The organism is Bradyrhizobium lablabi, from assembly GCF_900141755.1.
Lineage (GTDB): Bacteria > Pseudomonadota > Alphaproteobacteria > Rhizobiales > Xanthobacteraceae > Bradyrhizobium > Bradyrhizobium lablabi_A.
Map to the genome: position 1 here is coordinate 3,357,717 of NZ_LT670844.1, position 26,658 is coordinate 3,384,374.

The 26,658-nt window shown below is 61.9% G+C and carries 27 protein-coding genes and 1 tRNA gene; 19 read left to right on the forward strand and 9 right to left on the reverse strand.

What is annotated here, in order from left to right:
- Positions 1-11: 11 nt before the first annotated feature.
- Positions 12-1,481 carry a cobyric acid synthase gene (locus B5526_RS15590; protein ID WP_079539290.1) on the forward strand — a complete coding sequence of 490 codons (1,470 nt, stop codon included), beginning with the start codon at positions 12-14 and terminating at the stop codon, positions 1,479-1,481.
- Here the strand turns inward: B5526_RS15590 and cbiB are convergent.
- Positions 1,465-2,439, reverse strand: a complete 975-nt coding sequence (cbiB, locus tag B5526_RS15595; RefSeq protein WP_079539292.1) for an adenosylcobinamide-phosphate synthase CbiB — start codon at positions 2,437-2,439, stop codon at positions 1,465-1,467. The genes B5526_RS15590 and cbiB overlap by 17 nt on opposite strands.
- Between cbiB and cobD the strand changes: the two genes are divergently transcribed.
- On the forward strand, positions 2,438-3,490 hold the full coding sequence (gene cobD, locus B5526_RS15600; protein ID WP_079539294.1) for a threonine-phosphate decarboxylase CobD: 1,053 nt from the start codon (positions 2,438-2,440) through the stop codon (positions 3,488-3,490). The genes cbiB and cobD overlap by 2 nt on opposite strands.
- 12 nt (positions 3,491-3,502) lie before the next feature.
- On the opposite strand, the gene cobS is transcribed toward cobD, so the two are convergent.
- Genes cobS through cobT form a run of 3 tightly spaced genes read right to left on the reverse strand, consistent with a single transcriptional unit; the run spans position 3,503 to position 5,873 of the window.
- On the reverse strand, positions 3,503-4,228 hold the full coding sequence (gene cobS / locus B5526_RS15605; protein WP_079539295.1) for an adenosylcobinamide-GDP ribazoletransferase: 726 nt from the start codon (positions 4,226-4,228) through the stop codon (positions 3,503-3,505).
- Positions 4,225-4,818, reverse strand: a complete 594-nt coding sequence (locus B5526_RS15610) for a histidine phosphatase family protein (RefSeq protein ID WP_079539297.1) — start codon at positions 4,816-4,818, stop codon at positions 4,225-4,227. Before B5526_RS15610 ends, cobS begins: the two co-directional genes overlap by 4 nt.
- Positions 4,818-5,873, reverse strand: coding sequence for a nicotinate-nucleotide--dimethylbenzimidazole phosphoribosyltransferase (gene cobT / locus B5526_RS15615; RefSeq protein WP_079539298.1), 1,056 nt, complete (start codon positions 5,871-5,873; stop codon positions 4,818-4,820). Before cobT ends, B5526_RS15610 begins: the two co-directional genes overlap by 1 nt.
- A gap of 343 nt (positions 5,874-6,216) precedes the next feature.
- On the opposite strand from cobT, the gene B5526_RS38655 reads away from it, so the two are divergent.
- Together B5526_RS38655 and B5526_RS15625 are read left to right on the forward strand one after the other, a co-directional pair.
- The gene (locus tag B5526_RS38655; protein WP_197688441.1) at positions 6,217-6,630 is read left to right on the forward strand and encodes a hypothetical protein; all 414 of its coding nucleotides are present in this window, start codon (positions 6,217-6,219) and stop codon (positions 6,628-6,630) included.
- A 310-nt stretch (positions 6,631-6,940) separates the two neighbouring features.
- Entirely contained in the window at positions 6,941-8,194 is a 1,254-nt protein-coding gene (locus tag B5526_RS15625) for a hypothetical protein (RefSeq protein ID WP_244562303.1), read from the forward strand.
- Positions 8,195-8,221: 27 nt separating this feature from the next.
- Here the strand turns inward: B5526_RS15625 and B5526_RS15630 are convergent, their stop codons facing one another.
- A complete protein-coding gene (locus B5526_RS15630; RefSeq protein ID WP_244562304.1) occupies positions 8,222-9,166 on the reverse strand; it encodes a hypothetical protein in 945 nt (314 codons plus the stop codon).
- Between the two features lie 136 nt (positions 9,167-9,302).
- Between B5526_RS15630 and B5526_RS15635 the strand changes: the two genes are divergently transcribed.
- From B5526_RS15635 to B5526_RS15645, 3 genes are all read left to right on the forward strand, one after another.
- Positions 9,303-9,665 (forward strand): DUF1778 domain-containing protein, encoded by a 363-nt coding sequence (locus B5526_RS15635; RefSeq protein WP_079539303.1) that lies wholly within the window; start codon positions 9,303-9,305, stop codon positions 9,663-9,665.
- A 3-nt stretch (positions 9,666-9,668) separates the two neighbouring features.
- Positions 9,669-10,166 carry a GNAT family N-acetyltransferase gene (locus B5526_RS15640; RefSeq protein WP_079539305.1) on the forward strand — a complete coding sequence of 166 codons (498 nt, stop codon included), beginning with the start codon at positions 9,669-9,671 and terminating at the stop codon, positions 10,164-10,166.
- Positions 10,167-10,353: 187 nt separating this feature from the next.
- Positions 10,354-11,073, forward strand: a complete 720-nt coding sequence (locus tag B5526_RS15645) for a hypothetical protein (RefSeq protein ID WP_079539306.1) — start codon at positions 10,354-10,356, stop codon at positions 11,071-11,073.
- Between the two features lie 444 nt (positions 11,074-11,517).
- On the opposite strand, the gene B5526_RS15650 is transcribed toward B5526_RS15645, so the two are convergent.
- A complete protein-coding gene (locus B5526_RS15650) occupies positions 11,518-12,072 on the reverse strand; it encodes a hypothetical protein (RefSeq protein WP_079539308.1) in 555 nt (184 codons plus the stop codon).
- A 647-nt stretch (positions 12,073-12,719) separates the two neighbouring features.
- On the reverse strand, positions 12,720-13,661 hold the full coding sequence (gene aroE / locus B5526_RS15655) for a shikimate dehydrogenase (RefSeq protein WP_244562305.1): 942 nt from the start codon (positions 13,659-13,661) through the stop codon (positions 12,720-12,722).
- A gap of 470 nt (positions 13,662-14,131) precedes the next feature.
- On the opposite strand from aroE, the gene B5526_RS37740 reads away from it, so the two are divergent.
- Positions 14,132-14,464, forward strand: coding sequence for a hypothetical protein (locus B5526_RS37740; protein ID WP_154071322.1), 333 nt, complete (start codon positions 14,132-14,134; stop codon positions 14,462-14,464).
- 12 nt (positions 14,465-14,476) lie between these two features.
- Complete coding sequence (locus B5526_RS15660; protein WP_079539309.1) at positions 14,477-16,111, forward strand: recombinase family protein; 1,635 nt, start codon at positions 14,477-14,479, stop codon at positions 16,109-16,111.
- Here the strand turns inward: B5526_RS15660 and B5526_RS15665 are convergent.
- Positions 16,082-16,158, reverse strand: a tRNA-Arg gene (locus tag B5526_RS15665). The genes B5526_RS15660 and B5526_RS15665 overlap by 30 nt on opposite strands.
- A 237-nt stretch (positions 16,159-16,395) precedes the next feature.
- A complete protein-coding gene (locus B5526_RS15670; RefSeq protein WP_079539311.1) occupies positions 16,396-17,868 on the reverse strand; it encodes a sensor histidine kinase in 1,473 nt (490 codons plus the stop codon).
- Between the two features lie 403 nt (positions 17,869-18,271).
- Between B5526_RS15670 and rpmH the strand changes: the two genes are divergently transcribed.
- The 10 genes from rpmH to B5526_RS15720 all read left to right on the forward strand — a co-directional run bounded on the left by rpmH (position 18,272) and on the right by B5526_RS15720 (position 26,634).
- A complete protein-coding gene (gene rpmH, locus B5526_RS15675) occupies positions 18,272-18,406 on the forward strand; it encodes a 50S ribosomal protein L34 (RefSeq protein WP_006609582.1) in 135 nt (44 codons plus the stop codon).
- A 24-nt stretch (positions 18,407-18,430) separates the two neighbouring features.
- A complete protein-coding gene (gene rnpA, locus B5526_RS15680) occupies positions 18,431-18,793 on the forward strand; it encodes a ribonuclease P protein component (RefSeq protein ID WP_079539313.1) in 363 nt (120 codons plus the stop codon).
- 14 nt (positions 18,794-18,807) lie between these two features.
- Positions 18,808-20,673 carry a membrane protein insertase YidC gene (yidC, locus tag B5526_RS15685; protein ID WP_079539314.1) on the forward strand — a complete coding sequence of 622 codons (1,866 nt, stop codon included), beginning with the start codon at positions 18,808-18,810 and terminating at the stop codon, positions 20,671-20,673.
- Positions 20,674-20,854: 181 nt separating this feature from the next.
- On the forward strand, positions 20,855-21,505 hold the full coding sequence (yihA, locus tag B5526_RS15690) for a ribosome biogenesis GTP-binding protein YihA/YsxC (RefSeq protein WP_079539316.1): 651 nt from the start codon (positions 20,855-20,857) through the stop codon (positions 21,503-21,505).
- Positions 21,505-21,879: a DUF423 domain-containing protein gene (locus B5526_RS15695; RefSeq protein WP_079539317.1), complete on the forward strand. Its 375-nt coding sequence runs from the start codon at positions 21,505-21,507 to the stop codon at positions 21,877-21,879. The genes yihA and B5526_RS15695 overlap by 1 nt, the downstream gene beginning before the upstream one ends.
- Positions 21,880-21,954: 75 nt before the next feature.
- Complete coding sequence (gene argB, locus B5526_RS15700) at positions 21,955-22,851, forward strand: acetylglutamate kinase (RefSeq protein ID WP_079539319.1); 897 nt, start codon at positions 21,955-21,957, stop codon at positions 22,849-22,851.
- Positions 22,852-22,973: 122 nt separating this feature from the next.
- Entirely contained in the window at positions 22,974-23,984 is a 1,011-nt protein-coding gene (locus tag B5526_RS15705; RefSeq protein ID WP_079539320.1) for a DUF1036 domain-containing protein, read from the forward strand.
- Between the two features lie 147 nt (positions 23,985-24,131).
- Positions 24,132-24,824 (forward strand): pyrimidine 5'-nucleotidase, encoded by a 693-nt coding sequence (locus B5526_RS15710; protein ID WP_079539322.1) that lies wholly within the window; start codon positions 24,132-24,134, stop codon positions 24,822-24,824.
- 219 nt (positions 24,825-25,043) lie between these two features.
- On the forward strand, positions 25,044-25,889 hold the full coding sequence (gene dapD / locus B5526_RS15715) for a 2,3,4,5-tetrahydropyridine-2,6-dicarboxylate N-succinyltransferase (protein WP_079539324.1): 846 nt from the start codon (positions 25,044-25,046) through the stop codon (positions 25,887-25,889).
- Between the two features lie 205 nt (positions 25,890-26,094).
- On the forward strand, positions 26,095-26,634 hold the full coding sequence (locus B5526_RS15720; RefSeq protein ID WP_079539325.1) for a DUF805 domain-containing protein: 540 nt from the start codon (positions 26,095-26,097) through the stop codon (positions 26,632-26,634).
- The last annotated feature ends 24 nt before the right edge of the window (positions 26,635-26,658 follow it).

Below are 26,658 nucleotides of genomic sequence, written 5' to 3' on the forward strand. Positions count from 1 at the left end.
CCCGCGCGATCATGCTGCAGGGGACCGGCTCGGACGTCGGCAAGTCGCTGCTGGTTGCGGGATTGGCGCGGGCTTTCACCAATCGCGGCCTGCGAGTGAGGCCTTTCAAGCCACAGAACATGTCGAACAATGCCGCCGTTACCGCCGACGGCGGCGAGATCGGGCGCGCGCAGGCGCTGCAGGCGCGCGCGGCGCGCGTGCAACCAAGCGTGCACATGAACCCCGTGCTGCTGAAGCCGCAGAGCGAAACCGGCTCGCAGGTGGTCGTACAGGGCCGCGTCGTCGGCAATGCCAAAGGGCGCGAATATCAGGCGATGAAGCCCAAACTTCTCGGCGCTGTGCTTGAAAGTTTTGGCCATCTTGCGCGCGAGGCTGACCTCGTGCTGGTCGAAGGCGCGGGCTCGGCGTCGGAAGTGAACCTGAGGTCCGCCGACATCGCCAATATGGGCTTTGCTCGCGCGGCCGGCGTGCCGGTGGTCCTGATCGGCGATATCGATCGGGGCGGCGTGATCGCCAGCCTCGTTGGCACCAAGGCCGTCATCGCTGCCGAGGACGCCGCGATGATCGCAGGCTTCATCGTCAACAAATTTCGCGGCGATCCGTCTCTGTTCAGCGAAGGGATGGCCACCATCGCCCGACACACGGGCTGGCAACCGCTCGGTCTGGTGCCGTTTTTCGACTTGGCGCACAGGCTGCCGGCGGAAGACGCGCTCGGGCTTCAAACTGGCTCCTCGCGCGGCGATAGCGATCGCACCCTGATCGTGGTGCTGGCCTATCCCCGCATCTCGAATTTTGATGATTTTGATCCGTTGCGCCTTGAGCCGGGCGTTAATGTTGTCTTCATCAGGCCTGGACAGCCCATTCCCGGCGGCGCCGCGCTGGTGGTGCTGCCGGGGTCCAAGGCCACGATTGCCGATCTCGCCGCGCTGCGCGAAACGGGATGGGACACTGACCTCAACGCGCACGTGCGCCGCGGCGGCTATGTGCTCGGTGTTTGCGGCGGCTATCAGATGCTCGGCGCGCATATTTCTGATCCGGACGGAATCGAGGGACCTGCCGGCGCCGTCGCGGGCCTTGGTTTGCTCGATGTCGAGACCGTGCTCGGGGGCGACAAGGTCCTCGTCGATATCGTTGGCACGAGTGCCGATGGGGCGGCGCCCTTCGAAGGATATGAGATGCACGTCGGACGCACGACCGGTACGGGGTGCGCGAAACCACTCTTGCAGTTTGCCGACGGACGAAAGGACGGAGCGGTCGACGGCTCCGGCCGCATCGCCGGTTGCTACGTTCACGGGCTCTTTTCCGACGACCGGCAGCGCGACCACTGGCTGCGCCGCGTCGCAAACAAGCCCTCTGGACTCGCCTACGAAACCGACGTCGAGGAGACCCTCGACCGCCTTGCCGGCCACATCGAGCAACACATCGACTGCAACCGTCTACTTGATCTGGCCCGCGCACCCGATCTCAAGCAAACGCCGTAACCGCAGCCAATCCTGCAACGCATACGAATTGGATTGCGCATGCGAGCCGGTATTGCCTGAGAGCTGTGCGGATGTCCTGGACGCCGGCCGTCTCGCGGCCATCACCAATCCAATGATCGTCAATCGTCGTTCCGTGATAGGCGCGCGGGCCGGCAAGCCTGAGACCTAGCGCGCCTGCCATTGCTGCCTCCGGCCATCCAGCATTCGGCGAGCGGTGCCTATTTGCATCGCGCCACACGGCCATGATTGCACCGCGGGACGACAACCCGGATAATGGCGCCGAGGCCAGCAGCAGCCAAAATGCCGCGAGCCGCGAAGCCGGGAGGTTGACGAGATCGTCCACTCGCGCCGACGCCCAGCCAAAGGCGAGATAGCGCTCGGATTTATGGCCGATCATGCTGTCCGCCGTATTGACCGCCTTGTAGCCGCAAACTCCGGGCAATCCGGCGACAAGGAGCCAGAACAGCGGCGCTACGACGCCGTCGGAAAAATTTTCGGCGAGGCTTTCGATGGCAGCGCGGCTGACGCCCGCTACATCCAGGTTTTGCGTGTCGCGTCCGACAATCATCGACACCGCTTGACGCCCTGCCTCAATACCTTTCTGCTCCAGCGCATCGGCAACCGCCCGGACATGCGAATCGAGGCTGCGCTGGGCAAGCAGCGTGCTGGCCACCGCTCCCGAGATGAGCGTACTCGCGAAGCCTGGGAGCAAGTGTTGCGCGAGCAGGAAGATGACCGTCCCCGACAAACCGCTGACGCCAAGCAGTAAAACCAGTGTCGTAGAGCCAAACATCCGACGGCGTTCGAACGAGAACTCAGGACGGTTCCAGGCGCGCTCGCACCATGCTATCAGCGTCCCGATCCAGCTCACCGGATGGCCGATCCAGCGATAGAGGGTGTCCGGAAATCCAAAAGCTGCTTCGATTGCGAGCGCGGTGAAAGCGAGTTCGGCGAACATGCGTGATCCGGAACACCTGGGTAGTGTAAGTTCTCTGCCTATCACGCAGCCCGCTGCCGCGGAACAGATCTCGCACGGCGGCAATCTGGATGCCGCGCGAAGAAGGTTTCCAGGCGCGCCGGAGCCATGGATCGATCTATCGACCGGCATCAATCCCGCCCCCTTCCCTATTCCCGATTTGCCGGCGGAAATCTGGTCGCGTCTGCCAATGCGCTCTGAAGAGGAGGAGCTGCTGGCCGCAGCAGCGATGAGGTATCGCGTTGCCGATCCCGGCATGATCGTCGCTGCACCGGGCACGCAGGCCTTGATCCAGCTTCTTCCCCGCTTCCTCCCGATGTCTTCGGTTGAGATCCTCGGGCCTACCTACGAGGAGCACGAGGCCTGCTGGATAAGACAAGGCCATCGCGTTTCGGTGGTAAGCGATCTCGACCGGAGCAACCGCGCCGATGTCGTCATCGTCGTCAATCCCAACAACCCGACTGGACGTGTCATTCCCTCGAGCGCGCTCCGTACCGTTGCGCAGGCGCTTGCGAAAAAGAACGGGCTGCTCGTCGTCGACGAAGCCTTTGTCGATGTGCTCCCCGAAACGGCGAGCGTTGTCTCAGACCTGCCGCCGGCCACGATCGTTCTGAGGTCGTTCGGGAAAACCTACGGATTGGCAGGCTTGCGCCTCGGTTTCGCGATAGCCGATACCTCGCTCGCAAGCCGCATCCGTGCCGAGCTTGGGCCTTGGGCCGTGTCAGGCCCCGCGCTCCGGATCGGCAAGGCGGCGCTTTGCAATCCGCACTGGCTTGCCGCAACGACCACCCGTCTTCAGTCCGATCAGCAGCGGTTGGATGCCATGCTGGAAGCTGCGGGTTTTGCCGTGCTCGGCGGAACGCCGCTTTTTCGCCTCGCCCGCCATTTCGAGGCTGTGAAAATCGTCGAGCATTTGGGACGCCACGGCGTTCACGTTCGCGCCTTCTCGCACGAGCCACAGTGGCTGCGATTTGGTCTGCCTGGCGGCGAGGCGGCGTGGAACCGCCTTTCTACCGCATTGTTGGGCGCGTGACGGTTGCGAGTTTCACACCTTGCCGAGCACAAGCGCCAGCAGCAGCAAGCTCTCGGTAACCTCAACGCTCGCACCAAGACAGTCACCATTGATACCACCGAGCCGCCAGCGCCAGAACAGGCTCCCAAGCGGTATGACCACGAGCGCCGCAATCAGTGGAGGGGCAGCCCAGGCGCTTGCGCCGACCAGGACCACGCTCCACGCCGCGATCATCGACCAGCGGATATCCGAAGAGAATTTTTCGGCAAGGCCCGACTTCAGGGTCGGGACGGTATGGCTCCATACAAGCGCGCCGAAGCGGGCCCAGGCCGGAATGAGGATGAGTGCCCAAGGCGACGCGGTCGCGGCGACTGAAGCCAGCAGCACCAACTTGCTTGCAATCTGCAGGGTGATGGCCATGACGGCGAAACCGCCGGCGTGGGGATCGTCCAAGACTTCAAGAAACCGCTCGCGATTTCGATGCGAGGCGCCAAAGGCATCAGCGACGTCGCCGAGGCCATCAAGGTGCAATCCTCCCGTGATCCAGACCCAGATGATGACCGCGGCGAGCGCGCCGACCCAGGGATCGACCGGCCTCAGACCCCAAATCGGAAGCGCGACGGCCGCACCGATCATGACGCCGACAAACGGGAAGAAGACGGCGGATTGGCTCAGGTCTTGCGGCTTTAGATCAGTGATCCCCGGCGTCGGAAGCCGTGTCAGAAACTGGACGGCGACAATCAATCCGCGCGGGATCATGGCTGGCTGATCTCGACAATCTCGCCCCAAAGCCGTGCATCGGCAACTGCGAGATTTAGACGAATGCGCGTGCCAAATCCGATGCGCAGTGCCCACAGGCAATCGATTGGCAGCCCACAAGCCTGATGCAGCGCCGCGCGCATTGGTCCTGCGTGGGTCACGACGAGTACGGGTCCGGGGCTTGCGGGATCGACGAGGCGGCTCAACGCGCGAGCAATTCGTGCGTCAAAACTAGCCCAGGATTCTCCACCCGGAGGCGGGTTGGCTCGGGGATCGCGATAGAACGCGGCGAGCGCCGCGCGCATCGCCGGTTCTGCTTCGAGTTCAGACTTCAAACGACCATCCCATACGCCGAAATCCAGCTCGGCCCAATCATCGTCGATCATCAGAGCCAGATTTCGGGACCTTGCAAGCCTTTCAGCTGCCTCTCGCGCCCGCAATAGCGGCGAGGTTACGATGGTTGGCCAGCTCTGATGTTCTGTCTGGGAGCTAAATTGAGTCCAGCCTTCCGCCGCAAGGACGCGATCGGTTCTGCCGTCAAGATGTCCTTCCCGGCCCGTCGCGCCGTGACGGAGGAGATCGACCAACATCACGGGATGCGCCCGGAGACAGCTGCTTCATCAAATGTTGCCATGCCGTTATGAAGGGCACAAGCGAGACGCAAAACGGGTAGCGCCAGCGCCGCGCCCGACCCCTCTCCGAGCCGCAGCCCGAGATCTAAGATCGGTCGAGCATCCATTTCTTCGAGCATCAACTGATGGCCGCGCTCCGCCGAACGGTGCGAGAAGATCAGCCATGGACGGCACGACGGATTGATGCGAACCGCCGCGAGCGCCGCAACGGATACGATGAAGCCATCGATCAGCACCGGCACCCGGTTTTGCGCCGACGCGACGATGGCGCCCGTCAGTGCGGCAATCTCCAGCCCTCCGACAGCCGAAAACACATCCTCGACTTTGCTGCCGGACCCTTCAATCCCGTGAAACGCCAGAGCTTGCTTGATCACAATCACCTTGCGCTCCCGACCGGCGTCATCAAGGCCAGTGCCGTTGCCGACGACGAGTTCCGGCCGCCGGCCGGTGAGCGCGCAGGCGATCGCGGCAGCAGACGTCGTGTTTCCAATCCCCATCTCTCCGAGAATGACCAGATCGGCTCCTTCGGCGATCACCTGACGCAGCGCTCGCCGCCCGCATCCGAGAGCCTGAACCACCTCCGGTGGAGTCAACGCGGCCTCCTCACCGAAATCGCGCGTGCCCCGTCGCGGCTTGTCCGTCAACACACCGGGGACAGGCTGTTCCGACAAAGTACCGGCGTCCACAACCAACAGCGGCACGCCGAGTTCACGAGCGAGCACGCTTATTGCCGCCCCGCCACTCGCGAAATTGTACAACATCTGAACGGTGACATCCGACGGGTAGGCAGATACGCCCCTGGCCGCGACACCGTGGTCGCCGGCAAAGATGATGATCGGCGCCCGCAGCGCCCGCGGACGATCCGTTCCTTGCAGCGCCGCAAGATCAATAGCCAACCGCTCCAGATGACCAAGCGAGCCCGCTGGCTTTGTCAGATTGGCTTGCCTTTGCCGGGCAAGCTTTGCATGCGTTTCCGATGGCACCGGACAGTTGCCGCCGATCCAATCCGCCATACCCAACCCTTTTTGAGCTTTTGATCGACGGCATGAATGCCATGACAAATCACGCTTGGCAAAGCCGAACTAGCGCGAAGGTCAGACGGTCATCATCAATTGCCGCCGAGTCAAGAATGAACCCTCTGTTGGCTTGCCGGGCGCAAGGCAGCAATGGCCAAGGCCCGACCCAGTTCACTATCCATCACGCGGATCGGGGACATCCGAGATTGCGGATTCCGCGATTAGAGCCCACGGATAAGACGGTACGCCGATTCACGATTTGCCGGGCGAGCTCACGCGTCTCCTAACATCCGTCCGCCACTGGCCGGAATGCAAGGGCCGTCACATCCCTGCTGCGACTTTGGACGACATCTTCCTAATCAATTTAAAGCAGCACGTCTTGGCGTCTGATCGGATTGCCGACCTCCTAAGCTCACTGACGGAACGTCAGGCTGCGAAGAGCGAGTCCACCGATCGAAGGCTTCTCACGCTGCAGCGGGAGGTGGGCGATACCGAGGATCGTCTCAAGCGGCTCTACCGCTCCATTAAGGACGGCATCGTTGAGCTCGACGACATCCTGCGGGAACGCACCGCCACCCTGAAATCCGAGCGGGAACGTGCCAAGGCCGCACTCGATCGCGCCCGCGCCCAATGCGGCACCGTCGCGGCTATAGCAAATGGCGCGCCACTCAGGATAAAACTGCGAACTCTTACACCATTGAAATCCCAATATAATTTTTCTGGAGCGCACGATTGCCTGACCTCGCCAGCCTGATACTTCGGACCAGCGCGGGCGCTACAAAAAAACCCGTTGATTTTCGTCCGAGCGATCCAGTTCCGGGTCGAAGCGATAGCGCGCGCTTGCTAGACTGCGGCGGGTCGCGCTCAATGCGGCCGCCAATGATCTCATGACGAGCGGGAATATGGCCAGCAAGCATTTGCTCGCGGGGTTGATAAAATGGTCGACGCGCGACCAATGGGGCGATCGGTTCGAGCAGATCCTTGAAGACCATCTGCTGCCCACCTGCGAGGAAACCGGCCTTGATATCGACGATATCGTCGCAACCGTCGGCGAAGATTTGTTCATGAGCACGGTGTGGGCCTGCGCCTTCGAGGATTTCCTGACCCGTGAATTCGGCGACGGCGGCAACGCTATCGACGACTATCTGAAACGCCGCGGCTGGAAGGAGACGGCGTCGGTTCGCGCCTACATGGCCGCGCTGCGAAACTCGACCATGAGCCTCTATGAGGTGAGCGATATCGTCCGCGGCACCTCGTTTCGGGCGCGCGACCTTATCCGTGGCGGCGAGCCGGTGCTGATCAGCGAGCGGAGCGCGACCCGCACCCTCAAACCGTGGGACCGCATTGCCGCGCGCGTCGTCCGGGTGGGATCGCAAATGCAGATCGGCGGCGGCGGGCTGGCGTTTGATCACGACACATCGGAAGCGTTCATCGAAGCCTTGCGCGGATTCGAGACGCTCAGCAGCGAGGAAAAGCGGGAGCTCGCGAAAGCGAGCGGACAGGACCTCGACGAAACGACGGTCGTCGACCTTCCTCCGACGGAGAGGTTGCGCGCGATAAGTCCCATGTTCACAACCTTTTGGCTCCTGGACCTGATTGATCGAGCCGAAGCACCGGAAATTCCCGATTTACGCAACGTCGAAGGGGACGAACTGGTCCTGTGCGAGGTGCGCTATCCGCTCGCAGCCGGCACGACGATCGACGACATCCAGGCGCTCCTGGAGGCACGTCCCGAGTTTCGCCCAGCCACCGCGACGTCATGGAACTGGGTAAGCCTGGGAAAGCCGGCTGCGGCATCATCGAATGACAGCGAACATTTGCAGGAATCGCTGAGCTTCGAAACGAGGCTCGAGGATAGCGCGCTTGTGCTTGGCAATGTGGAGTTGGAAGACAAGGCCTTGGTGCTCGCTGTCAACTCCCGGATGCGTTCCGACCTTGGACGCGCGCTGCTGTCCGAGATACTCGGGGCACGCATCGGGCAACCTTCGGTCAAGACAGAATCTGTCGAGCAAATCCTCGCATCACACGATGGAGCCATGCCCCAACAGCTCGACATCCCCGAAGACGAGCGTTGCGCCATCATCCATGATCACATGGACCGGCACTACCGTGACGCGCTCGATCGACCAATTCCCGTGCTTGGAGGCGAGTCGCCGCGCGCCGCGGTCAGAACGGACAGCGGACGGATCAAGGTCGCCGACTGGCTCAAAATGATCGAGAACCGGACGGCGAAGTCCGCCGACCCCGATAGCGCGATGGCAAATTACAGCTTCGGCTGGCTATGGACGGAATTGGGCATCAACGAACTGAGGCGGTGAATGAAGTGAGCAGACGAGCTAGAATCGTCATGGCGTCTCACGATCTCGCTGCGCATCTGCCAAGGACTGCGGCTCGACCAGCAGACCTTGTCGTTCGTAACGGCGACGGGTCCTGCTGAAGCGCACGACGACAGCATGTCGGGTGCTTTTCGCCTTGGCGCGCCGCGTGAGCAAGGCATCGCCCGCCGGCAGATACTCGAGATCATCGAGGCCAACGCAGCGCAGGCACGCAGGGCCTGGAGTCTCCATCATCAACAGATCCCCGGTGTCGCCGCACCGATGGCATATCCACTCCGTGTTCAACGGCTGGACCACCACCAGTTCCGGGGCGCGGCTTGCCCTTTCCGCCAGGCGCTCGCGTTTCTTCTCGGAAAGCTCGGGCGAGACCCAATGTGTCCGATATGACGCCTCGATCGCAGGATTTCCGCTTCGGCTGAAGCGCGGCGTCTGGCGCCGCGGCGTACGATCGACATATACCGTCTCGCTTGCGGACAATCCTCCGGCGGTCGCCCAAGCGCGGAATAGCCGCATGGCTTCCGAGATGCGCGAGGGATCGGTCTGGATCGCCTCCTCCAGGCAATCGATCTGCCCGCGGCGCCAGCGCTCGACCGCTCCAGAGTCAAGCCATCCGATCCCGACGAGGATGTCGATGGCGCTCACAAAGTGCCGGGCCGCAAGTGCCGCTTCAGCCGCTTTGGCGACACGATCAGCAAGTGGAACGCGATTCTTCCGGCTCATTCCGTGGTCGAACTCGCTGTTCGGTGCGGTGCAAGGATCGGCGACATGCCAACTCCCAGCAAGCTGGACAGCGTTTCGTGAACGATCGTCAAGTCGACGTGCTGGGCGTTCAAGAATTATACGCAGCGAACGCACGCGTGAGAAATCACGGTCATCCGATACCCGGGCGGAGCTTCGGCCGGCATCCGCAGAGTTCGCAGTTTTGTTCTGGATGGCGGAAAAGTGGCGCGCCATCCAGAATAAAACTACGAACTCTTATGTGATTGAAATTGAAACATAATTTGTGCTTGTGCTCAAGCACAAAATGGCACCATTCGTCGTATTGCAAAATGCGCTACAGAATTCTACATTGCTGCCATGGAGGTCCCTGATGCCCCGAGCCGTTGAGCGCAAGGAGTATCCGCTTTCGATGCGGCTGCCCGAAACTGACATTGCCATCATAGACCGGGCTGCCGCACTGCGTGGCCGCTCACGCACCGATTTTGTGCGTGACGCGGCGGTACGTGCAGCCGAGGATGTGCTGATGGAGACGGCGCCCATTCGAATGAGTCCTGCCGGATTCAAAGCTTTCATGGCGGCATTGTCCGGACCGGCCACCCCGGTGCCGGAAATGATCGAACTCTTCCAACGCGCGGCACCATGGGAGACCAAAGCGTTTTCGAGCGAAGTGGATGCCGGTTCGCGTGAAGAAAACGCGTCAAAGCAAAAAGGTGGTTCGGATACCGGGGGCTGAAGCTTGGCAATCTCCGGCCCCGAACCACTGACGCCGGCTCATAGTCTCGACGACTTCTCCTGCGGCAAGCCATCTCTCGACCGGTGGCTCAAGACGCGGGCGCTCTCCAATCAGGAAAAGGGCTTCACGGCGGTGATCGTCGTTCACGAAGCGAATCGGGTGGTCGGCTATTATGGCCTTGCGCCGACAGCGATCGTGCCATCACGCCTGCCGCGGTCCATACGGACCGGTCAGCCGCCCGACCCTGTCCCCTGCCTGCTATTGGGACAGCTTGCAACGGATCAGAACTGGACCGGCAAGGGCGTTGGCACCGGCCTACTCAAACATGCGCTGCAGCGCTGCGTCACGGCCGCAGGCCTCATCGGAGGGCGCGCGCTGATTGTCAACGCGGTTGACGCCGAAGCTGCTGCGTTCTGGGGGCGACGCGGTTTCATTCCCTCAAAAGACGATCCGCTCGTCCTTTTCAGGTCGATTGCCGACATTGTGGCATCGCTTCGCTGAAACCGAGCAGCCCGCAGGCGGAATTCGGCGGGGCATGTAAAACGCCTCGCCTTATTGGATGCTAATTCCTCCGTGCCGAACAGGCTCTCGGCTCCGGCCGATTCGAAATCAGGAGATTGCTGTTCCGCGAATCAATACACAGCGCTAATGATCGCGAGGAGATGCCGGTCCAATTCGGAGAAGTTCCATGGCCCTTCCTCTCGTCCAACAGCACCCGACCTTGGCTTGGGGCGGCGATATGCCTTCGACGCGGGACGATATCCTTGCCGGGTATCTTCACCTTAGGGAAATCTCCAAGAGACTTCATGAGGAAGTTCTTAAGTCCATATCCGGCGACACACTGCTGAAACACGCGCGTCGGCTCGGATTGGCACAAGGAAAGACGTTGATTCTCGATGACACGGACGAGATGTATTACGTCTACGACCTTGCCATTTACACAGCGCCGGCGGATCGTTCGCGGGCAATCGACCGCTACGCGAAGTCGGCCAAGTTTGAACCGCAGTCCGACGAGCAGCTGATGCTGGACGCGATGCGCACGTCGCAGTTTGCAATACTCCTGATCGAACAACGTCACGACGCGGTGGGCCTGATCGCCACCGATATTCTCCGCAACTCCAAAGTATGGCTGCTCGACGTCGGGCTTGAGAGTTCGATGGACGACGGAGAATTGATCGCTACCAGGCTGTTCACCCCTGGGCCGTTCTCGATGACCGCCGGCGTCAACGTTCCGTTCGAGATCGAAATGCTTGAGCCGATTTGCACGCTGCTGCCCCAGCGCATGGGCAATAGCAAGCTGAGCCGAATAGCTGAGGACAGGCGCTTCGCTGAAGCCGTCTACAAGGTAGGGCTCGCGGACGGCGTCATGGATCGCCTGGCCTATCTTGATCTACCCGATCGAGCCTGACCTCGGATCGTAGGATGGGTTGAGCTCTCGCGAAACCCATCGCCCCTCGGACTGACGCCGCAGACCAAGTATGGTCGCAACTCCGTCTGCGAAGCATCATGTTCACGCCACTGGACATTGCTGGCGAGAACTTAGCACGTTAGCGTCAGATCAATTGGCATTCTTCGGTGGCATCTCGCATGGGGCAATGATGGGTTTCACAGGGGCTCAACCCATCCTTGCTGCCGATGATGAGCCCGACCAAAACTAGACTGTGATTGCGATCGCTGACGGGCTCATTCGGCAATCCTCATAGGTAAACAACGCCGTAGGGAAAGGTCGTCAGCTCAATAGAGCCTCCCGTTCCAAAGCACCGAGATCGCCATAAAGCTCGCGGCATAGCGACCCTTGACCTCAGCAATCGCGCGCTCGGTTTCTTTTTGACTGATGCCGTACTCGCCAATGTTAAGGTAGACCACCAGCCAACAGGGCGGGTAACCTTTTTCCCGCTTTTTGGGCGACAGCGTTGTCCAAGTACCTTGGGATCGAGGCGGCACGCGCGATCCAATTCTCAACTGGATCGTGCGTCAAACCTTTCGGCTGGCGATATTCCTTCCCCAGCTTTCGACCACCGTGCGTGCTTGTAACCTCGATGTCGTGATCGCATCCTTCCAATCTAATCAAGCCATCAGGCCAACGCTCGGATGGAGCAACTAGCCGAACAGCTTCGGCGCGCTGTCTCTTCGCGAACTTCCCAAGCACATACGCTTCACGCAGGAATTTAAATTCAGCTCGGTTGAAAAACTCTGGTCCTGGAGAGCGGGCGCACAACCCGACTGTGACGCGATAGAATTCTTCGTGCGACTTCCATTGTGAGAGTGACTCTTCCGCAGCAGTTAGCTCGTTGTCGCAAGGTGGAGGCCCTGTCGGCAGATCTTCCTCTTCGTCCAGCAAAGGAAGCGGATCAGCTTCCAAAGCCGCATCAATCCAAGCGTCCCAATCGTCGAACGAATCATCCATGGCCTATTCTATCAACGAGACGCACCCGCGCCGCTGAGCCGTGCCGAGATGTATTTCGGGACAGGCTGGGGCGAACTAGGTCCGCGATGGCCCATCGTACGAGACCATCCCTTCAGACGATACTGGTTGATACTTGGTCGGGGGACGGCCGCAAACGATCGGGCTAAATAAGCCACTGAAATCGCTGACACAGCATGGCGCGCCACGGCCGATGAAGATGGGCACTATTGCTTCGCCGTGGCGCTATGATGCAACGGCCGCTTAAGCGATCCGGCCGGATGACCACCGATGGCCTGCGATCTTGCGCTACGCCTCATGGGCGGCTGTCCGCCCGATCTCGCCGGTGGTCCGGTTACCCTTCGGCTGCGGCCATTTCGATCAATCCCAGGAACGGCGCGATGGGCCAATAAGCGACATCAGTGACGAGCCGACAATTGATTAACCTATGCCCGTCAGTCCGATTTTCGCCGCTTGGACGATTGCGTCCGTGACTCGCAGGTTCTGCAATCCGTCGCGTCGGGTCACCAAGGGGCTTTTGCCTCGCCGCGGAATGCCGTTTTAGAAGCGTCATGCGGAGCGTGGGGGGGCGCAGCCGACCAACATCGGCTGACGATTTTTGGATCGGGTCCGAAGTTTCTCTGATTGGACTATTCGAGCGGCACGGTAAGTTTTTTGATTGTGGTCCCGGTGTCAGGACGGAGGCCACGCCACCACACAAACGCCTCCGCCGCCTGCTCGACCAGCATACCGACTCCGTCCGCAAGCCGCTTCACGCCGGCGTTCCGCGCCAGCCGGAGGAATGGCGTAAGACCCTTTCCGTATAGCAACTCATAGGCAAGGCAATCGTCGCCAAAGACCTCTGGGCTTATCGGCGGAAGCTCGCCGCGCAGGCTGGCAGAGGTTGCATTCACGACTAGATCGAACCGGCCAAGTTTTTTGTCGGCGAGGGCCGAATAGCCGATGGCAGTAATCGGCCCATATTGCTTAAACTGACGGCCAAGCTCTTCCGCCTTAGTTACGGTGCGGTTTACTATGACCAGCTCCGTCGGCCCCTGCTCGAGGAACGGCAGCACAACGCCGCGTGCTGCGCCACCCGCGCCGAGCAGCGCCACCCGGCGCCCCTTCATCAAGCGGCCGAGATTGCGTGTGATATCGTTGGTAAGGCCGACGCCGTCGAAGTTCTCTCCGGTCACCCGATCTACCTCGAACTTCATCGCGTTGACGGCACCAGCGAGCCGGGCGCGCTCCTTAAGATCGGTGCAATACGCGAACGCGTCCAGCTTGAACGGCGCGGTGATGTTGAGGCCTAAGCCGCCTTCGCGCCGAAACTTGTCCACCACTTCGCTGAAGCCGCCGATAGGAGCCTCAATCGCGGCGTAGTCGATATTCTGCCCGGTCTCTTTAGCGAAGCTGAGATGGATCAGCGGCGATTTCGTGTGGTCGATCGGATTGCCGACCACGGCATATTTGTCAGACATAAGTCGCTCCCCACGCCTTCGTCTCGTTGACAGCAGGCTCGCGTACAGCACGCCTTCGCTGACCTCGGCTGCCTCCTCCTTTTTTCGATATTCGGACTTTTCGATTGACATGCGCCCCGCGCCTAAATCTTCTCCAATGCTACCCCTTCAAGTTCTACCGCCGCAATGTCCGCCTCGGGTCATTCGCGTCGATATTGCCGAGTCCGCCTTCTCGTCCGCTATCGACAATACCCGACATCACCCGACCGAGAGCTGGGGCGCAGATCTCGCCCGATTAGGACTGCAAGATAAAAGCGACGATGTCGCTCGGGGCCGTCGGGGGTGGTAAGTGTTTGTCTGCACATTGATTTGGATGGCACTGCAGCGGCACCGCATGAAGTGGCCTGGTGCCGCTCGAACCGAGAAAGCATTCAAAATCAACGTTCCGAGCGCCATCGTTCGCAGCATGGCGTCTTGTTGCGCGTGCTCGGCGGGATGTCCGGCCAGGAACGCATGGGAGGCCGCTGCCGGACCAACGGTGCGCCGTTGGCCCGGCTCTTTTGCTTCCATGCGTTCATGGCCTGCACTGCGCGATCGCGCTCATGCTGCAGAGAAAGTGCGAGTTCGCGGGGCTGCAGCGTGACTTGGCGTGGACTTCGGCCATTCTGTGGATCGGCCAGGCCTGCCACAGTGGCGCCATGGCTCCCCCTCACAAATCGCAGCTACGGCGTCCGCCGGATCGCGCCCCACTTGACGATCTCTACGACTATGCGCGTGCGCCCGCGCGTCGTGGTCGACGACGAGCAAAGCGCGCTTCGATGACATGGGCGGTGACGGATGATTGGCCGAAGGACGTGCCGGTGACCGAAACGGAGATCGATGTATTCGAAGCTTGGTTCGGTGATCTGTTCGACGAGTTGTTTGGAAAGGACTGAGGGGACATCACCATGGCTGCAACGGTTCGGGCGGCTCTCTACCTGCGGGTTTCGACGGGACGGCAAGCCGATAGCGATCTCTCCATCCCGGATCAGCGCCGCCAGGCGAAGGGCTATTGCGCATCGCGTGGGTGGGAGATTGTCTCCGACTATGTCGAGCCGGGCGCGTCTGCGACCGACGATCGGCGGCCGGAGTTCCAGCGCATGATCGACGCGGCGACGGTCAAGCCGCCGGCGTTCGAGGTGATCCTGGTCCACAGCTTCAGCCGCTTCTTCCGCGACCAGTTCCAGCTTGAGTTCTACGTCCGCCGGCTCGCCAAGAGCGGCGTGCGTCTGGTGTCGATCACGCAAGAGCTCGGCGACGATCCGATGAGCAACATGATCCGCCAGATCATGGCGCTGTTCGACGAATATCAGTCCAAGGAGAACGCCAAGCATACGCTGCGGGCGATGAAGGAGAATGCACGGCAAGGCTTCTGGAACGGCGCGCTGCCGCCGATTGGTTACCGCATCGTGGAAGCCGCCGAGCAGCGCGGCCACCGCACCAAGAAGACATTGGAGATTGATCCGATCCAGGCCGAAACCGTGCGGCTGATCTTCCGGCTGGCGCGCGAGGGAAACGGCTCATCAGGGGCGATGGGCGTCAAGTCAATTGCCAAACACTTGAACGAAGCCGGCATCCGAACGCGTGACGGTGGACGCTGGGGCATTGACGCCGTGCACAAGGTGCTGACGCGTACGACGTACACCGGCCGCCACCGCTTCAACACCAAATATTGGAAGACCCGCGAACGCAAACCGGAGGCCGAGGTGGTCGAAATGGCGGTGCCGCCGATCATTGAGGTCGCCGAATTTGAGGCGGTACAGACGTTGCTCAAGACGCGCAGCCCCGCACTGAGCGCGCCGCGCGTCGTCAGCGGCCCGACCCTCCTTACCGGCATCTGCTTTTGCGCTGCCTGCGGTGGCGCGATGACACTGAGGACCGGGAAGAGCGGGAGGTACAGGTATTACACTTGCTGCACCAAGGCCCGGCAAGGTGAGACTGGCTGCAAGGGGCAGACCGTTCCCATGGAGAAGCTGGACAGCCTCGTTGCCGACCACATCGAGCAGCGACTTTTGCAACCCAAACGCCTAGAGGAAGTCCTCTCGGCAGTCCTCCATCGCCGGAAAGAACGTGCCGAGCGCCGAACGACGCATATCGCCGAATTGCGCAAGCGCGCGGCCGAAGCGGAAGCCAAGCTCAAGCGATTGTACGATGCAATCGAAAACGGGATCGCCGATGTATCAGACCCGATGCTCAAGGAGCGCGTGACCGAGCTGAAGTCCGTCCGCGATCAGGCCCGCGCTGACGCAGAGCGGGCCGAGGGCGCGCTCGATCGGGCTGGACCGAGCATCACACCCCAAGCGCTCAAAACCTTCGCCAGCCAAGCGCGCAGGCGCATGCGGACCGAATCCGGCGGCTACCGCCGTGACCATCTCCGCGCCCTGGCCCAGCGCATCGAGGTGGACGCGAAAGAGGTTCGCATCATGGGATCGAAAAGCGTGCTCCTGCGCACGCTTGTCGCGGCGTCCAGCGCAAAATCGGCAGGTTTTGGAGTGCCCAGTTTTGTACCGAAGTGGCGCGCCCGAAGAGATTCGAACTCCTGACCCCCAGATTCGTAGTCTGGTGCTCTATCCAGCTGAGCTACGGGCGCGTATTTCGCGGGGCATCGGGCCTGACAGCCCGCATGCATCCGAGAACGTATTCGGAAGGTCGCGAAAGAGCGCTTTAGCTACCCGCTCCGGCCTTGATTGGCAAGCTCCGGAAGGAGGCGTCTGACTACTCGTCATTCCGGGGCGCGCGCCAGCGCGAACCCGGAATCTCGCGCCATTACATCGGGATTCCGGGTTCATCGCTTCGCGATGCCCCGGAATGACGGGTTTGGCGGCAATTACGCCCGCGCCCGCTCGTTGCGGACGCTCAAAAGTTCCACCGGCCGGTCGGGAATCGCGACCCGGAAGGTCGCGCCGATGGTGCCTTCCACGAGATTGATCTCCCCGCCATGGGCGCGGACCAGTTCGGCGGCGATCGCTAAGCCCAGCCCGCTGCCGCCGGGGCGGCCAGAGGTCTGGAACGCCTCGAACAGATGGTCGCGGGCCTTTTGCGGAACGCCGGGGCCGGTGTCGGAAACCTCCACAATCGCGACCGAGCCTTCGCGGCGTCCGGTGATGCGAATCTGCATGGTCGCGGCGTCGCCGCTCGGACGGTTTTCCAGCGCCTGCGCAGCGTTGCGCACGAGATTGAGCAGCACCCGAAACAGCTGATCGGGATCGGCGTCGATCGAAAGCCCGCGCTCGATCGCGCTGATCCAGGTGATCGACGCATCCGAGGCAAGGCCCACGGACTCCCGCACCTCCGCGACAACAGGCTCGATCGGGATCATGCGGCGGTCGGGCGCGGCCTCCTGGGCGCGGCCATAGGACAGCGTCGATTGGCAGAACGCGATGGCGCGCTCCAGCGAGCGCATCAGTTTCGGGGCAAAGCGCTGCACCCGCGGATCGGGCACGCTGGCGAGCTGGTCGGAGAGCAGTTGCGAGGAGGCCAGGAGGTTGCGCAGATCGTGGTTGATCTTCGACACCGCAAGCCCGAGGGCTGCGAGCCGGCTCTTCTGATGCAGCATCGACACCAGATCGCGCTGCATGTCGGACAATTCGCGCTCGGCGACCCCGATCTCGTCGCCGCGGTGGCTCGGCGCGATGATGCGCGCCGCACTTTCCGGATCTTCGTGGAAACCGACCAGGCTCGCGGTCAGCCGCCGCATCGGCCGCACGAACAGATAATGCAAGGCCAGATAAACCAGTCCCGCGGTGAGCCCCGCGATGATCAGCGCGACCAGCAGCACATTCTGGGAAAACCGGTACATCGCCCGGCGCAGCGGCTGTTCGTCGATCACCACCTCGATGAACTGGCCGCCGCTGGTCGACGGGCCGACCACGCGGATCGCCTGGTTGCCGGTCTCCAGCATGATCTCGAAGGAATCGACGATCGCCGACCACACCGTCATGGTCCGCATGTCGACGTCGTGGTCGATCGCCGGCGGCAGGCCGGCGCTGGCGAGCAGCCGCCGCTGCTGGCCCATCTTGATGGCGACCGCGCGCGCGCCGATGCTGGTCAGGATTTGCCGCGCCAGCGAATCCGGAACCATACCCGAGGGGGCGGCATCCAGCACCAGCGCCGCGGTATTGGCCGCCGCCAGCCGGTCGTTGAGCCGGTTCATCCGGAAGTTCGCGATCGCCGGCACATAGATCAGCATTCCCGCGATCATGACCAGGGGAATGGTGAGCAGCAAAAGCTTGCCGGACAGCCCGAGCCGGCGCGGCGGTTTGGGCCGCGGCCGTTCCGGTGTCGCCTGTTCGTCAGTCATGGACACGAAATCTGCTCTCGACGCCTGATATACGAAGATGCGGCGCGCTCCGGAACCGGTCAAATTACGGATCGCTAATGTGTTTCCGTACCTGATCTAGTACGCGCCACGGCGATCGCCATCCTCGCAGGCAAAAACACCGCGAACCTTGATATATTCGGGTGAAATTGCGACGTTTTGCGGAACGGCAACATCGCCTCAAATGTGACAAGCGGCCTGATTGACGAAAACGGGTCGCTCCCGTATAAGCCGCGCCAATTGTCCGCGATGACCCGGTCCGACCGGGGCGGCTCGTTTTGGGCCGGAATATGGCCTTACTCTGGGCCGACCAGCATCACCGGACTTACCTCATTAATCAGGCAATTGTCAGCTTAAGCGGCAAATTGTTAGCGGAGAACGACCCGTGAAGCGGACTTATCAACCCAGCAAACTGGTGCGCAAGCGCCGACACGGCTTCCGCGCCCGCCTTGCAACCACCGGCGGCCGCAAAGTCCTCGCCGCGCGCCGCGCGCGGGGCCGCAAGCGTCTGAGCGCCTGAGCCGGGCTTCCCGGAGATTTCAACATGGATCGGCTAAGGCAGCGGGCGGACTTCCTCGCCGTTGCCGATGGCGCGCGGGCTTCCAGCACGGCTTTTACGGTGCAAAGCCGCCGGCGCGACGATGACGGTCCGATCCGGGTCGGCTTTACCGTTACCAAAAAGAACGGCACCGCCACCGAGCGCAACCGCATCCGGCGCCGGCTGCGCGAGCTCGTGAAATTGCTGGATGCCGTATCAATGCGGCCGCACAGTGATTATGTGCTGGTCGGCCGCCGTGCCGCGCTGACGAGCGACTTCGCGACCATGCTTGGGGATCTCCGCTCGGCGCTTCACCGCATCGACCGGCAGCAGGCGCGACCGCCCAAAGCCGCAAACCGAATTGAATGACGAGACCTTGAACGATGACCGATAATCGCAACACCATCCTCGCCGTCATTCTGTCCGGCCTCGTGCTGATCGCGTGGCAATATTTCTACAACGTTCCGGCGATGGAAAAGCAGCGCGCCGCCCAGCAGGCGCAGAGCGAACTGGCCAAATCCACCCCGCAGGGCGGAACCGCTTCCAGCCCCGCGACCACGCCACAAGCCGGCGCGGCGCCGACGCCCTCGGCCAATGCGCCCGCGGCGAATCAGCCCGCCTCCACGGCGCCCGTCAGCCACGAGGCCGCGATTGCGGCTGGCCCGCGCGTCAAGATCGAGACCCCGCGCGTCACCGGCAGTATTTCGTTAAAGGGGGCGCGCATCGACGATCTGTCGCTGGTGCAGTTCCGCGAAACCGTCGATCCGGCTTCGCCACCGATCGTGCTGTATTCGCCCTCGGGCACCGAAAACCCTTATTACGCAGAATTCGGCTGGGTGCCGGCCAGCGGCTCGACGGTGAAGCTGCCCGACCGGGACACGCTGTGGCAGCAGGAAAGCATCGGCAGCCTGACGCCCTCAAGCCCGGTGACGCTGAAATATGACAATGGCGAGGGCCTGATTTTCCACCGCACCATTTCGATCGACGACCGCTACCTGTTCACCATCAAGGATGACGTCAGCAATATCGGCAACGCGCCGGTCACGCTTTATCCGTTCGCGCTGATCTCGCGGCACGGCACCCCGAAGGTCGCGGGCTACTACATCCTGCACGAAGGCCTGATCGGCTATCTCGGCGACCAGGGCCTGCAGGAATACCCCTACAAGAAAATCGACGACGCCAAGACGGTCTCCTTCAAGGTCACCAACGCCTGGCTCGGCATCACCGACAAATACTGGGCCTCGGCGCTGCTACCCGACACCAATGCGCAGTTGCAGGCGCGCTTCTCCTCCAATCTGGTCGGCGCGATCAGGACCTATCAGACCGATTATCTGCAGGACCCGCAGACGATCGCGATCGGCGGCACCGGCAGCGCCAATGCGCGGCTGTTCGCGGGGGCCAAGGAAGCCAGCGTCGTCGGCATCAATTTTCCGTTCGCGGGTTTCGGCGGCTACAACAAGGAGCTTGGGCTCAACCATTTCGATCTGCTGATCGACTGGGGCTGGTTCTATTTCATCACCAAGCCGATGTTCCTGGCGCTCGACTTCTTCTATCGCCTGTTCGGCAATTTCGGCATCTCGATCCTGCTGGTGACGGTGATCGTGAAGCTTTTGTTCTTCCCGCTCGCCAACAAATCCTACGCCTCGATGGCGAAGATGAAATCGGTGCAGCCGCAGCTCGCCGCGCTGAAGGAACGCTATCCCGACGACAAGGTGAAGCAGCAGCAGGAGATGATGGAGATATACAAGAAGGAGAAGATCAACCCGGTCGCAGGCTGTCTTCCCGTCGTCGTGCAGATTCCGGTGTTCTTCTCGCTCTACAAGGTATTGTTCGTCACCATCGAGATGCGGCACGCGCCGTTCTTCGGCTGGATCAAGGATTTGTCCTCGCCCGACCCGACCAACATCTTCAACCTGTTCGGGCTCTTGCATTTCGATCCGACGCAGGTGCCGCTATTCGGGCATTACCTGGCGCTCGGCGTCTGGCCGATCATCATGGGCATCACGATGTGGTTCCAGATGAAGCTCAATCCGACGCCGCCGGATCCGACCCAGAAGATGATCTTCGACTGGATGCCGTTGATCTTCACCTTCATGCTGGCGGGTTTCCCGGCGGGGCTTGTGATCTATTGGGCCTGGAACAACCTGCTGTCGGTGCTGCAGCAGAGCTTCATCATGCGCCGCAACGGCGTGAAGGTTGAATTGTTCGACAATATCAGGGGCACGTTCGCCTCGAAAAAGGCGACGTAGCCGGCCTCGCGTAAGGGGCGCATCGGTCTCTAATCCGTCATGCCCGGCCTTGTGCCGGGCATCCACGTCTTTAGAAGTTGCGAAAAGAAAAGACATGGATGACCGGGCATAGGCGAGCGGAAGCGACGCCGTCCTTCGGACGGCTATGCCCGGCCATGACGATGGATAGAAAGCCCTTCGCATGACCGCTGATCTCGACGCTGACCTGATCGAGCAGGGGCGAAAACTGTTCGCGGGCGACTGGCAATTCTTCTGGGCCGCGCCCTCGATCGAGACGCTGCCCGCGATGGCCGGCATCGAGGTGGCGTTTGCCGGCCGTTCCAATGTCGGCAAATCCTCGCTGATCAACGCGCTGACCGGCCGCAATGCGTTGGCGCGCACCTCGCATACGCCGGGCCGCACCCAGGAACTGATCTTCTTCGAAGGGCCCGAAAATGCCGGCTTCCGCCTGGTCGATATGCCCGGCTACGGCTACGCCCAAGCCCCGAAAGCAAAGGTCGCCTCCTGGACTGCGCTGATCCACCAATTCCTGCAGGGGCGTAGCAATCTGGCGCGGGTCTATGTGCTGATCGACGCCCGGCATGGCCTCAAAGACGTCGATCTCGACGTCCTGAACACGCTCGACAAAGCGGCGGTGAGCTATCAGGTCGTATTGACAAAAGCCGATCAGGTGAAGGCCTCTGAACTTGACCAAACCGTCGCCGCCACCGCGGCCGCGCTGACAAAACACCCGGCCGCCTTTCCGGAAATCCTCGTGACATCCTCGCGCACCGGCGCCGGGATGCCGCAATTGCGCGCGGCCATGGTGCGGCTGATCGGGGAGCGCAGCTGATGGGGTTTCGTCTGTTTCGCATTCTGATCATTCTGGCCGGCGTGATGGGCGCCGACGGCGTCATCCTGGCGGCGGCCGCTGCGCATCAGGCGGACGCAACCCGGCTTGCGGGGGCATCATCGATGCTGCTGTTTCATGCACCCGCCGTGCTCGCGGCGGTGGCGCTGGTCGAGCGGGGCATTATTCATGGCCGGATCGGAATCATCGCCGCATGGGGCTTTGTCATCGCGACCGCGCTGTTCGCGGGCGACCTGACCTTGCGGCAATATGCCGGCCACAGCCTTTTTCCGATGGCTGCCCCGGCCGGCGGGACGCTTCTGATCGTGAGCTGGCTCGGACTTGCGGTAGCGGCGGCCTGGCCGCGGCAGCGATAACGACGCCGCCACTTTGCGCGGTGCCCGCCAATCAGCTAGAAACCGGCCCACCCCGCCCCGTGTGAGACCCGCTTCATGACCGACGCGCCCGATATCAGTCCGCTCGACCAGGCCCGCATCCTGTCGGAAGCGCTGCCGCACATGCAGCAATATGACGAGGAAACCATCGTCATCAAATATGGCGGCCATGCCATGGGCGCCGAAGAAACCGCGAAGGCGTTCGCCCGCGACATCGTTCTTCTGGAACAGACCGCCATCAATCCGGTGGTGGTGCATGGCGGCGGGCCGCAGATCGCGACCATGCTGAAACGCCTCGGCATCCAGTCGGAATTCGCCGCAGGCTTGCGCATCACCGATGCGGCGACCATCGAGATCGTCGAAATGGTGCTGGCGGGCTCGATCAACAAGCAACTGGTCGGCTATATCAACGAGGCCGGCGGCAAGGCGGTCGGCCTGTGCGGCAAGGACGGCAACATGGTGAGCGCGGTCAAGGCGACGCGCACCATGGTCGATCCGGACTCGCATATCGAGAAGGTGGTCGATCTCGGCTTTGTCGGCGAGCCCGAAAAGGTCGATTTGACGCTGCTGAACCAGCTGATCGGCTATGAACTGATCCCGGTGCTGGCGCCGCTGGCGACCTCGCGCACCGGGCAAACTTTTAATGTCAACGCCGACACCTTTGCCGGCGCGGTCGCTGGCGCGCTCAAGGCAAAAAGGCTGTTGCTGTTGACGGACGTTCCCGGCGTGCTCGACAAATCCAAGAAGCTGATCCCGGAACTATCGGTCAAAGACGCGCGAAAACTGATCGCCGACGGCACCATTTCCGGCGGCATGATTCCCAAGGTCGAGACCTGCATCTACGCGCTCGAGCAGGGGGTCGAGGGCGTCGTCATCATCGACGGCAAGATGCAGCACGCGGTGCTGCTCGAATTGTTCACGAATCAAGGCACCGGCACGCTGATCCACAAGTGATGAGGTATGACCATCCATCGTCATGGCCGGGCTCGTCCCGGCCATCCACGTCTTTCCAGCCGCAAGCGCGCAAGGAAGACGTGGATGCCCGGGACAAGCCCGGGCATGACGGTCTGAGAATCATGAAGTCCGTCTCAACCGCCCTGCTCGCCTTGCCCGCCGCGCTGATCTCCCTCTTCATCTCCTCCGAACCGGCCTATGCCGACCTAAAACTCTGCAACCGCATGAGCTATGTGGTCGAGGTCGCGATCGGCATCGACGACAAGGCCGCAACCGCAACGCGTGGATGGTTTCGCATCGATCCCGCCGCCTGCCGTGTCGTCGCGCAGGGCACGCTGACCGCCGACCGCATCCTGCTCCATGCCCGCGCGCTCGGTGTCTACGGCTCCTCGCCGATCCCGCAAAATGGCGGCGACACGCTGTGCATCGCGCCCGATAATTTTGTCATTGCCGCCGCCCGCCAATGCCGCAGCGGGCAGAGCCCGGCGCCGTTTACGCAAGTCAATCCGACGAAGGCCGATGACGGCAATCTGGTCGCCTATCTCGCCGAGGACAGCGAATATGACGACGACCAGGCGAGGCTCGCCGGCATCCAGCGCCTTCTGGTGATCGCAGGTTTCGACGCGGCGCCGATCGATGGCGTCGACGGTCCGAAGACGCAAGGGGCACTGGCGGCATTCCTGAAAAGCCGCGGGATGACGCCCGATATCGTGCAGACGCCGAATTTTTTCTCCATGATGATCGACGCGGTGCAATCGCCCTCGTCCACCGGGCTTACCTGGTGCAACGACACCCCGCACAAGATCATGGCGGCGGTTGCGACCGACGACGGCAAGGCCGTGACCAGCCGCGGCTGGTACCGGATCGATCCCGGCAAATGCCTGCATCCTGACGTCACCGGTCCGCCGAAGCAGATTTTTTCCTTCGCTGAAGCGGTCGATGCCGAAAACCGCACCATCAAACTCAAGGACAGAGCGCTGAGCTGGGGCGGCGCCAGGGAGCTTTGCACCCGCGAGAGCAAGTTCGAAACCACCGAACAGGGCGACTGCGGCACCCGCGGCTTTGCCGCCACCGGCTTTGCCGCCGTCGACTTGTCAAGCGGCGGCAAGACGCTGCGCTTTGCGCTGCCGTGATGAATTGCAAAATTAGGCATCAACACTCTTTTTGTCGTCATCACCCGCGAAAGCGGGTGATCCAGTACTCCGCGGCCTCTGCCGTTTCTCTCGACCGCCGCGGCGTACTGGATGCCCGCCTGCGCGGGCATGACAGCGAGTAATATAATGAAGACCACCCGCGCCTTCGGCCACATCGACACCTGGGTGTTCGATCTCGACAACACGCTTTATCCGCATCACGTCAATCTGTGGCAGCAGGTCGATGCTCGGATCGGCGAGTTCGTCCGCGGCTGGCTGAATGTTTCGCCAGAGGAAGCGCGGCGAATCCAAAAGGATTATTACCTGCGCTACGGCACCACCATGCGCGGCATGATGACCGAGCACGGCGTGCGCGCCGACGACTATCTGGCCTACGTGCACGGGATCGATCATTCGCCGCTCGAGCCCAATCCCGCGATGGGGGCTGCGATCGCAAAACTTCCCGGGCGCAAATTGATCCTGACCAACGGCTCGACCGACCATGTCGACAAGGTGTTGGCGCGGCTCGGCCTCGCCACGCATTTCGACGCGGTGTTCGACATCATCGCCGCCGAACTCGAACCAAAACCGGCGCCGCAGACCTACCAGAAATTCTTGGATACGCATCAGGTCGATCCCTTGCGATCGGCGATGTTCGAAGATCTGGCGCGCAACCTCGTGGTCCCGCACCAGCTCGGCATGACCACGGTTTTGGTGGTGCCCGACGGCTCCAAGGAAGTCGTGCGCGAGGACTGGGAGCTGGAGGGCCGCGACGCCGCTTATGTCGATCATGTCACGGACGATCTGACGGGGTTTTTGGCGGGGCTTGGGGCGGGGTAGGGGCACGCTTGCGCCGCGACCTCTAGCCGTCATACCCCGCGAAAGCGGGGTATCCAGTACGCCGCAGCCTCTGAAGTAATCGTCAGGCTTCACGGAGTACTGGATCACCCGCCTTCGCGGGTGATGACAGCCTGATACGAGGCGCCAGCGCCTTGACTCCTTGGCCCCAAATCCCGACAAAGCCTCCCGCCCAACTAAAATCGCCTTGAGGAAATCCCGATGTCGCTGACCGCCCTGGAATCCGCCATCAACACCGCGTTCGAGGCCCGCGACGGCATCTCGACCGCAACCAAGGGGGAGGTCCGCGAGGCGGTGGATCACGCGCTCGAATTGCTCGACAAGGGCGAGGCGCGGGTCGCCGAGCGCGAGGCCAGCGGCAAGTGGAAAGTCCATCAGTGGCTGAAGAAGGCGGTGCTGCTGTCGTTTCGATTGAACGACATGAGCGCGATTTCCGGCGGCCCCGGCAAGGCGTCGTGGTGGGACAAGGTGCCGTCGAAATTCGAGGGCTGGGGCGAGAACCGGTTTCGCGATGCCGGTTTTCGCGCGGTGCCGGGCGCGATCGTGCGCCGCTCGGCCTTCATCGCCAAGAACGTCGTCTTGATGCCGTCCTTTGTCAATCTCGGCGCCTATGTCGATGAATCGACCATGATCGACACCTGGTCGACGGTCGGCTCCTGCGCCCAGATCGGCAAGCGCGTGCATATTTCCGGCGGCGTCGGCATCGGCGGCGTGCTGGAGCCATTGCAGGCCGAACCCGTGATCGTCGAGGACGATTGCTTTATCGGCGCGCGATCGGAAGTCGCCGAAGGCGTCATCGTGCGCAAGGGCGCGGTGCTGGCGATGGGCGTGTTCCTCGGCGCGTCGACGAAAATCGTCGACCGCGATACCGGCGAGACCTTTGTAGGCGAGGTACCGGAATATGCCGTGGTGGTGCCGGGGAATTTGCCGGCCCGACCGCTGAAGAACGGCCAACCCGGCCCCTCCACCGCCTGCGCCGTGATCGTCAAGCGGGTCGACGAGCGTACCCGCGCCAAGACCAGCATTAACGAGCTGTTGCGGGACTAATCTATGATTCTCCCTCGCCCCGCTTGCGGGGAGAGGGTTGGGGTGAGGGGGACTCTCCGCGCACTCGGAGCCGCGGAGAGTCCCCCTCACCCGGATTGCTTCGCAATCCGACCTCTCCCCGCAAGCGGGGCGAGGTGAACCCGCAGCCGTTTCAGACGACCAATATTCCGTACCGCGATCCGTTCTCGCGGGTCCGGAGGTCGCGATGGACTACGTCTGGTTACTTTTCAGCTTTAAGGGCCGCATCAACCGCGCCAGATACCTCCTCGTGCAGGGGGCTCTGCTCACTTTCTGGTTCATGCTTTTCGTCAAGCTTTCGATTTACTTTTCACCGCAATGGCAGGCCTTGCATTTCGACTGGGTCGTCGCAATCACGATGATCTGGATCAACGCAGCCACGACGGCCAAGCGGCTTCACGATCGAAACAGGAGCGGTTGGTGGGCAGTTGCAATTTTTATCCTTAATCGCCTCTCCTATGTTTACTATGGTCTTTTTTTCGGACTCGCCTTCGGCGTTGATATTTCGACCGCCGAGGAATTGCTGCTCGTAATGCTTGCTGTTGCCATGTCCCTTTTGCAAACCTGGGTTATCATCGAGTTGGTTTTCATGATTGGAACTGACGGACCCAACCGGTTCGGGCCTGATCCGACGCGTGCTGCTCCCAATCTTCCCACGGATTCGCACCCGGAGCCGGATCGCGTTCCGGATTTTCTGGTGCGCCGCGCTAGCCTATCCGCCAGGTAGTTACCGCACATTTAGTGAGCTTTT

Excerpts from the sequence above, each read along its gene's own strand:
- B5526_RS15670 (WP_079539311.1), bottom strand. The coding sequence starts at position 17,868 with ATGACTGACGAACAGGCGACACCGGAACGGCCGCGGCCCAAACCGCCG.
- rnpA (WP_079539313.1), top strand. The coding sequence starts at position 18,431 with ATGGATCGGCTAAGGCAGCGGGCGGACTTCCTCGCCGTTGCCGATGGC.
- B5526_RS15590 (WP_079539290.1), top strand. The coding sequence starts at position 12 with ATGCTGCAGGGGACCGGCTCGGACGTCGGCAAGTCGCTGCTGGTTGCG.
- aroE (WP_244562305.1), bottom strand. The coding sequence starts at position 13,661 with ATGTCAATCGAAAAGTCCGAATATCGAAAAAAGGAGGAGGCAGCCGAG.
- B5526_RS15630 (WP_244562304.1), bottom strand. The coding sequence starts at position 9,166 with ATGGCGCGCCACTTTTCCGCCATCCAGAACAAAACTGCGAACTCTGCG.
- B5526_RS15720 (WP_079539325.1), top strand. The coding sequence starts at position 26,095 with ATGGACTACGTCTGGTTACTTTTCAGCTTTAAGGGCCGCATCAACCGC.
- cobS (WP_079539295.1), bottom strand. The coding sequence starts at position 4,228 with ATGATCCCGCGCGGATTGATTGTCGCCGTCCAGTTTCTGACACGGCTT.
- yidC (WP_079539314.1), top strand. The coding sequence starts at position 18,808 with ATGACCGATAATCGCAACACCATCCTCGCCGTCATTCTGTCCGGCCTC.
- yihA (WP_079539316.1), top strand. The coding sequence starts at position 20,855 with ATGACCGCTGATCTCGACGCTGACCTGATCGAGCAGGGGCGAAAACTG.
- B5526_RS15705 (WP_079539320.1), top strand. The coding sequence starts at position 22,974 with ATGAAGTCCGTCTCAACCGCCCTGCTCGCCTTGCCCGCCGCGCTGATC.
- dapD (WP_079539324.1), top strand. The coding sequence starts at position 25,044 with ATGTCGCTGACCGCCCTGGAATCCGCCATCAACACCGCGTTCGAGGCC.
- B5526_RS15710 (WP_079539322.1), top strand. The coding sequence starts at position 24,132 with ATGAAGACCACCCGCGCCTTCGGCCACATCGACACCTGGGTGTTCGAT.
- cobT (WP_079539298.1), bottom strand. The coding sequence starts at position 5,873 with ATGGCGGATTGGATCGGCGGCAACTGTCCGGTGCCATCGGAAACGCAT.
- argB (WP_079539319.1), top strand. The coding sequence starts at position 21,955 with ATGACCGACGCGCCCGATATCAGTCCGCTCGACCAGGCCCGCATCCTG.
- B5526_RS15660 (WP_079539309.1), top strand. The coding sequence starts at position 14,477 with ATGGCTGCAACGGTTCGGGCGGCTCTCTACCTGCGGGTTTCGACGGGA.
- B5526_RS15635 (WP_079539303.1), top strand. The coding sequence starts at position 9,303 with ATGCCCCGAGCCGTTGAGCGCAAGGAGTATCCGCTTTCGATGCGGCTG.
- B5526_RS15610 (WP_079539297.1), bottom strand. The coding sequence starts at position 4,818 with ATGTTGGTCGATCTCCTCCGTCACGGCGCGACGGGCCGGGAAGGACAT.
- cobD (WP_079539294.1), top strand. The coding sequence starts at position 2,438 with ATGCGTGATCCGGAACACCTGGGTAGTGTAAGTTCTCTGCCTATCACG.
- cbiB (WP_079539292.1), bottom strand. The coding sequence starts at position 2,439 with ATGTTCGCCGAACTCGCTTTCACCGCGCTCGCAATCGAAGCAGCTTTT.
- B5526_RS15650 (WP_079539308.1), bottom strand. The coding sequence starts at position 12,072 with ATGGATGATTCGTTCGACGATTGGGACGCTTGGATTGATGCGGCTTTG.
- B5526_RS15695 (WP_079539317.1), top strand. The coding sequence starts at position 21,505 with ATGGGGTTTCGTCTGTTTCGCATTCTGATCATTCTGGCCGGCGTGATG.
- B5526_RS15625 (WP_244562303.1), top strand. The coding sequence starts at position 6,941 with ATGAGCACGGTGTGGGCCTGCGCCTTCGAGGATTTCCTGACCCGTGAA.
- B5526_RS15645 (WP_079539306.1), top strand. The coding sequence starts at position 10,354 with ATGGCCCTTCCTCTCGTCCAACAGCACCCGACCTTGGCTTGGGGCGGC.
- B5526_RS37740 (WP_154071322.1), top strand. The coding sequence starts at position 14,132 with ATGCTGCAGAGAAAGTGCGAGTTCGCGGGGCTGCAGCGTGACTTGGCG.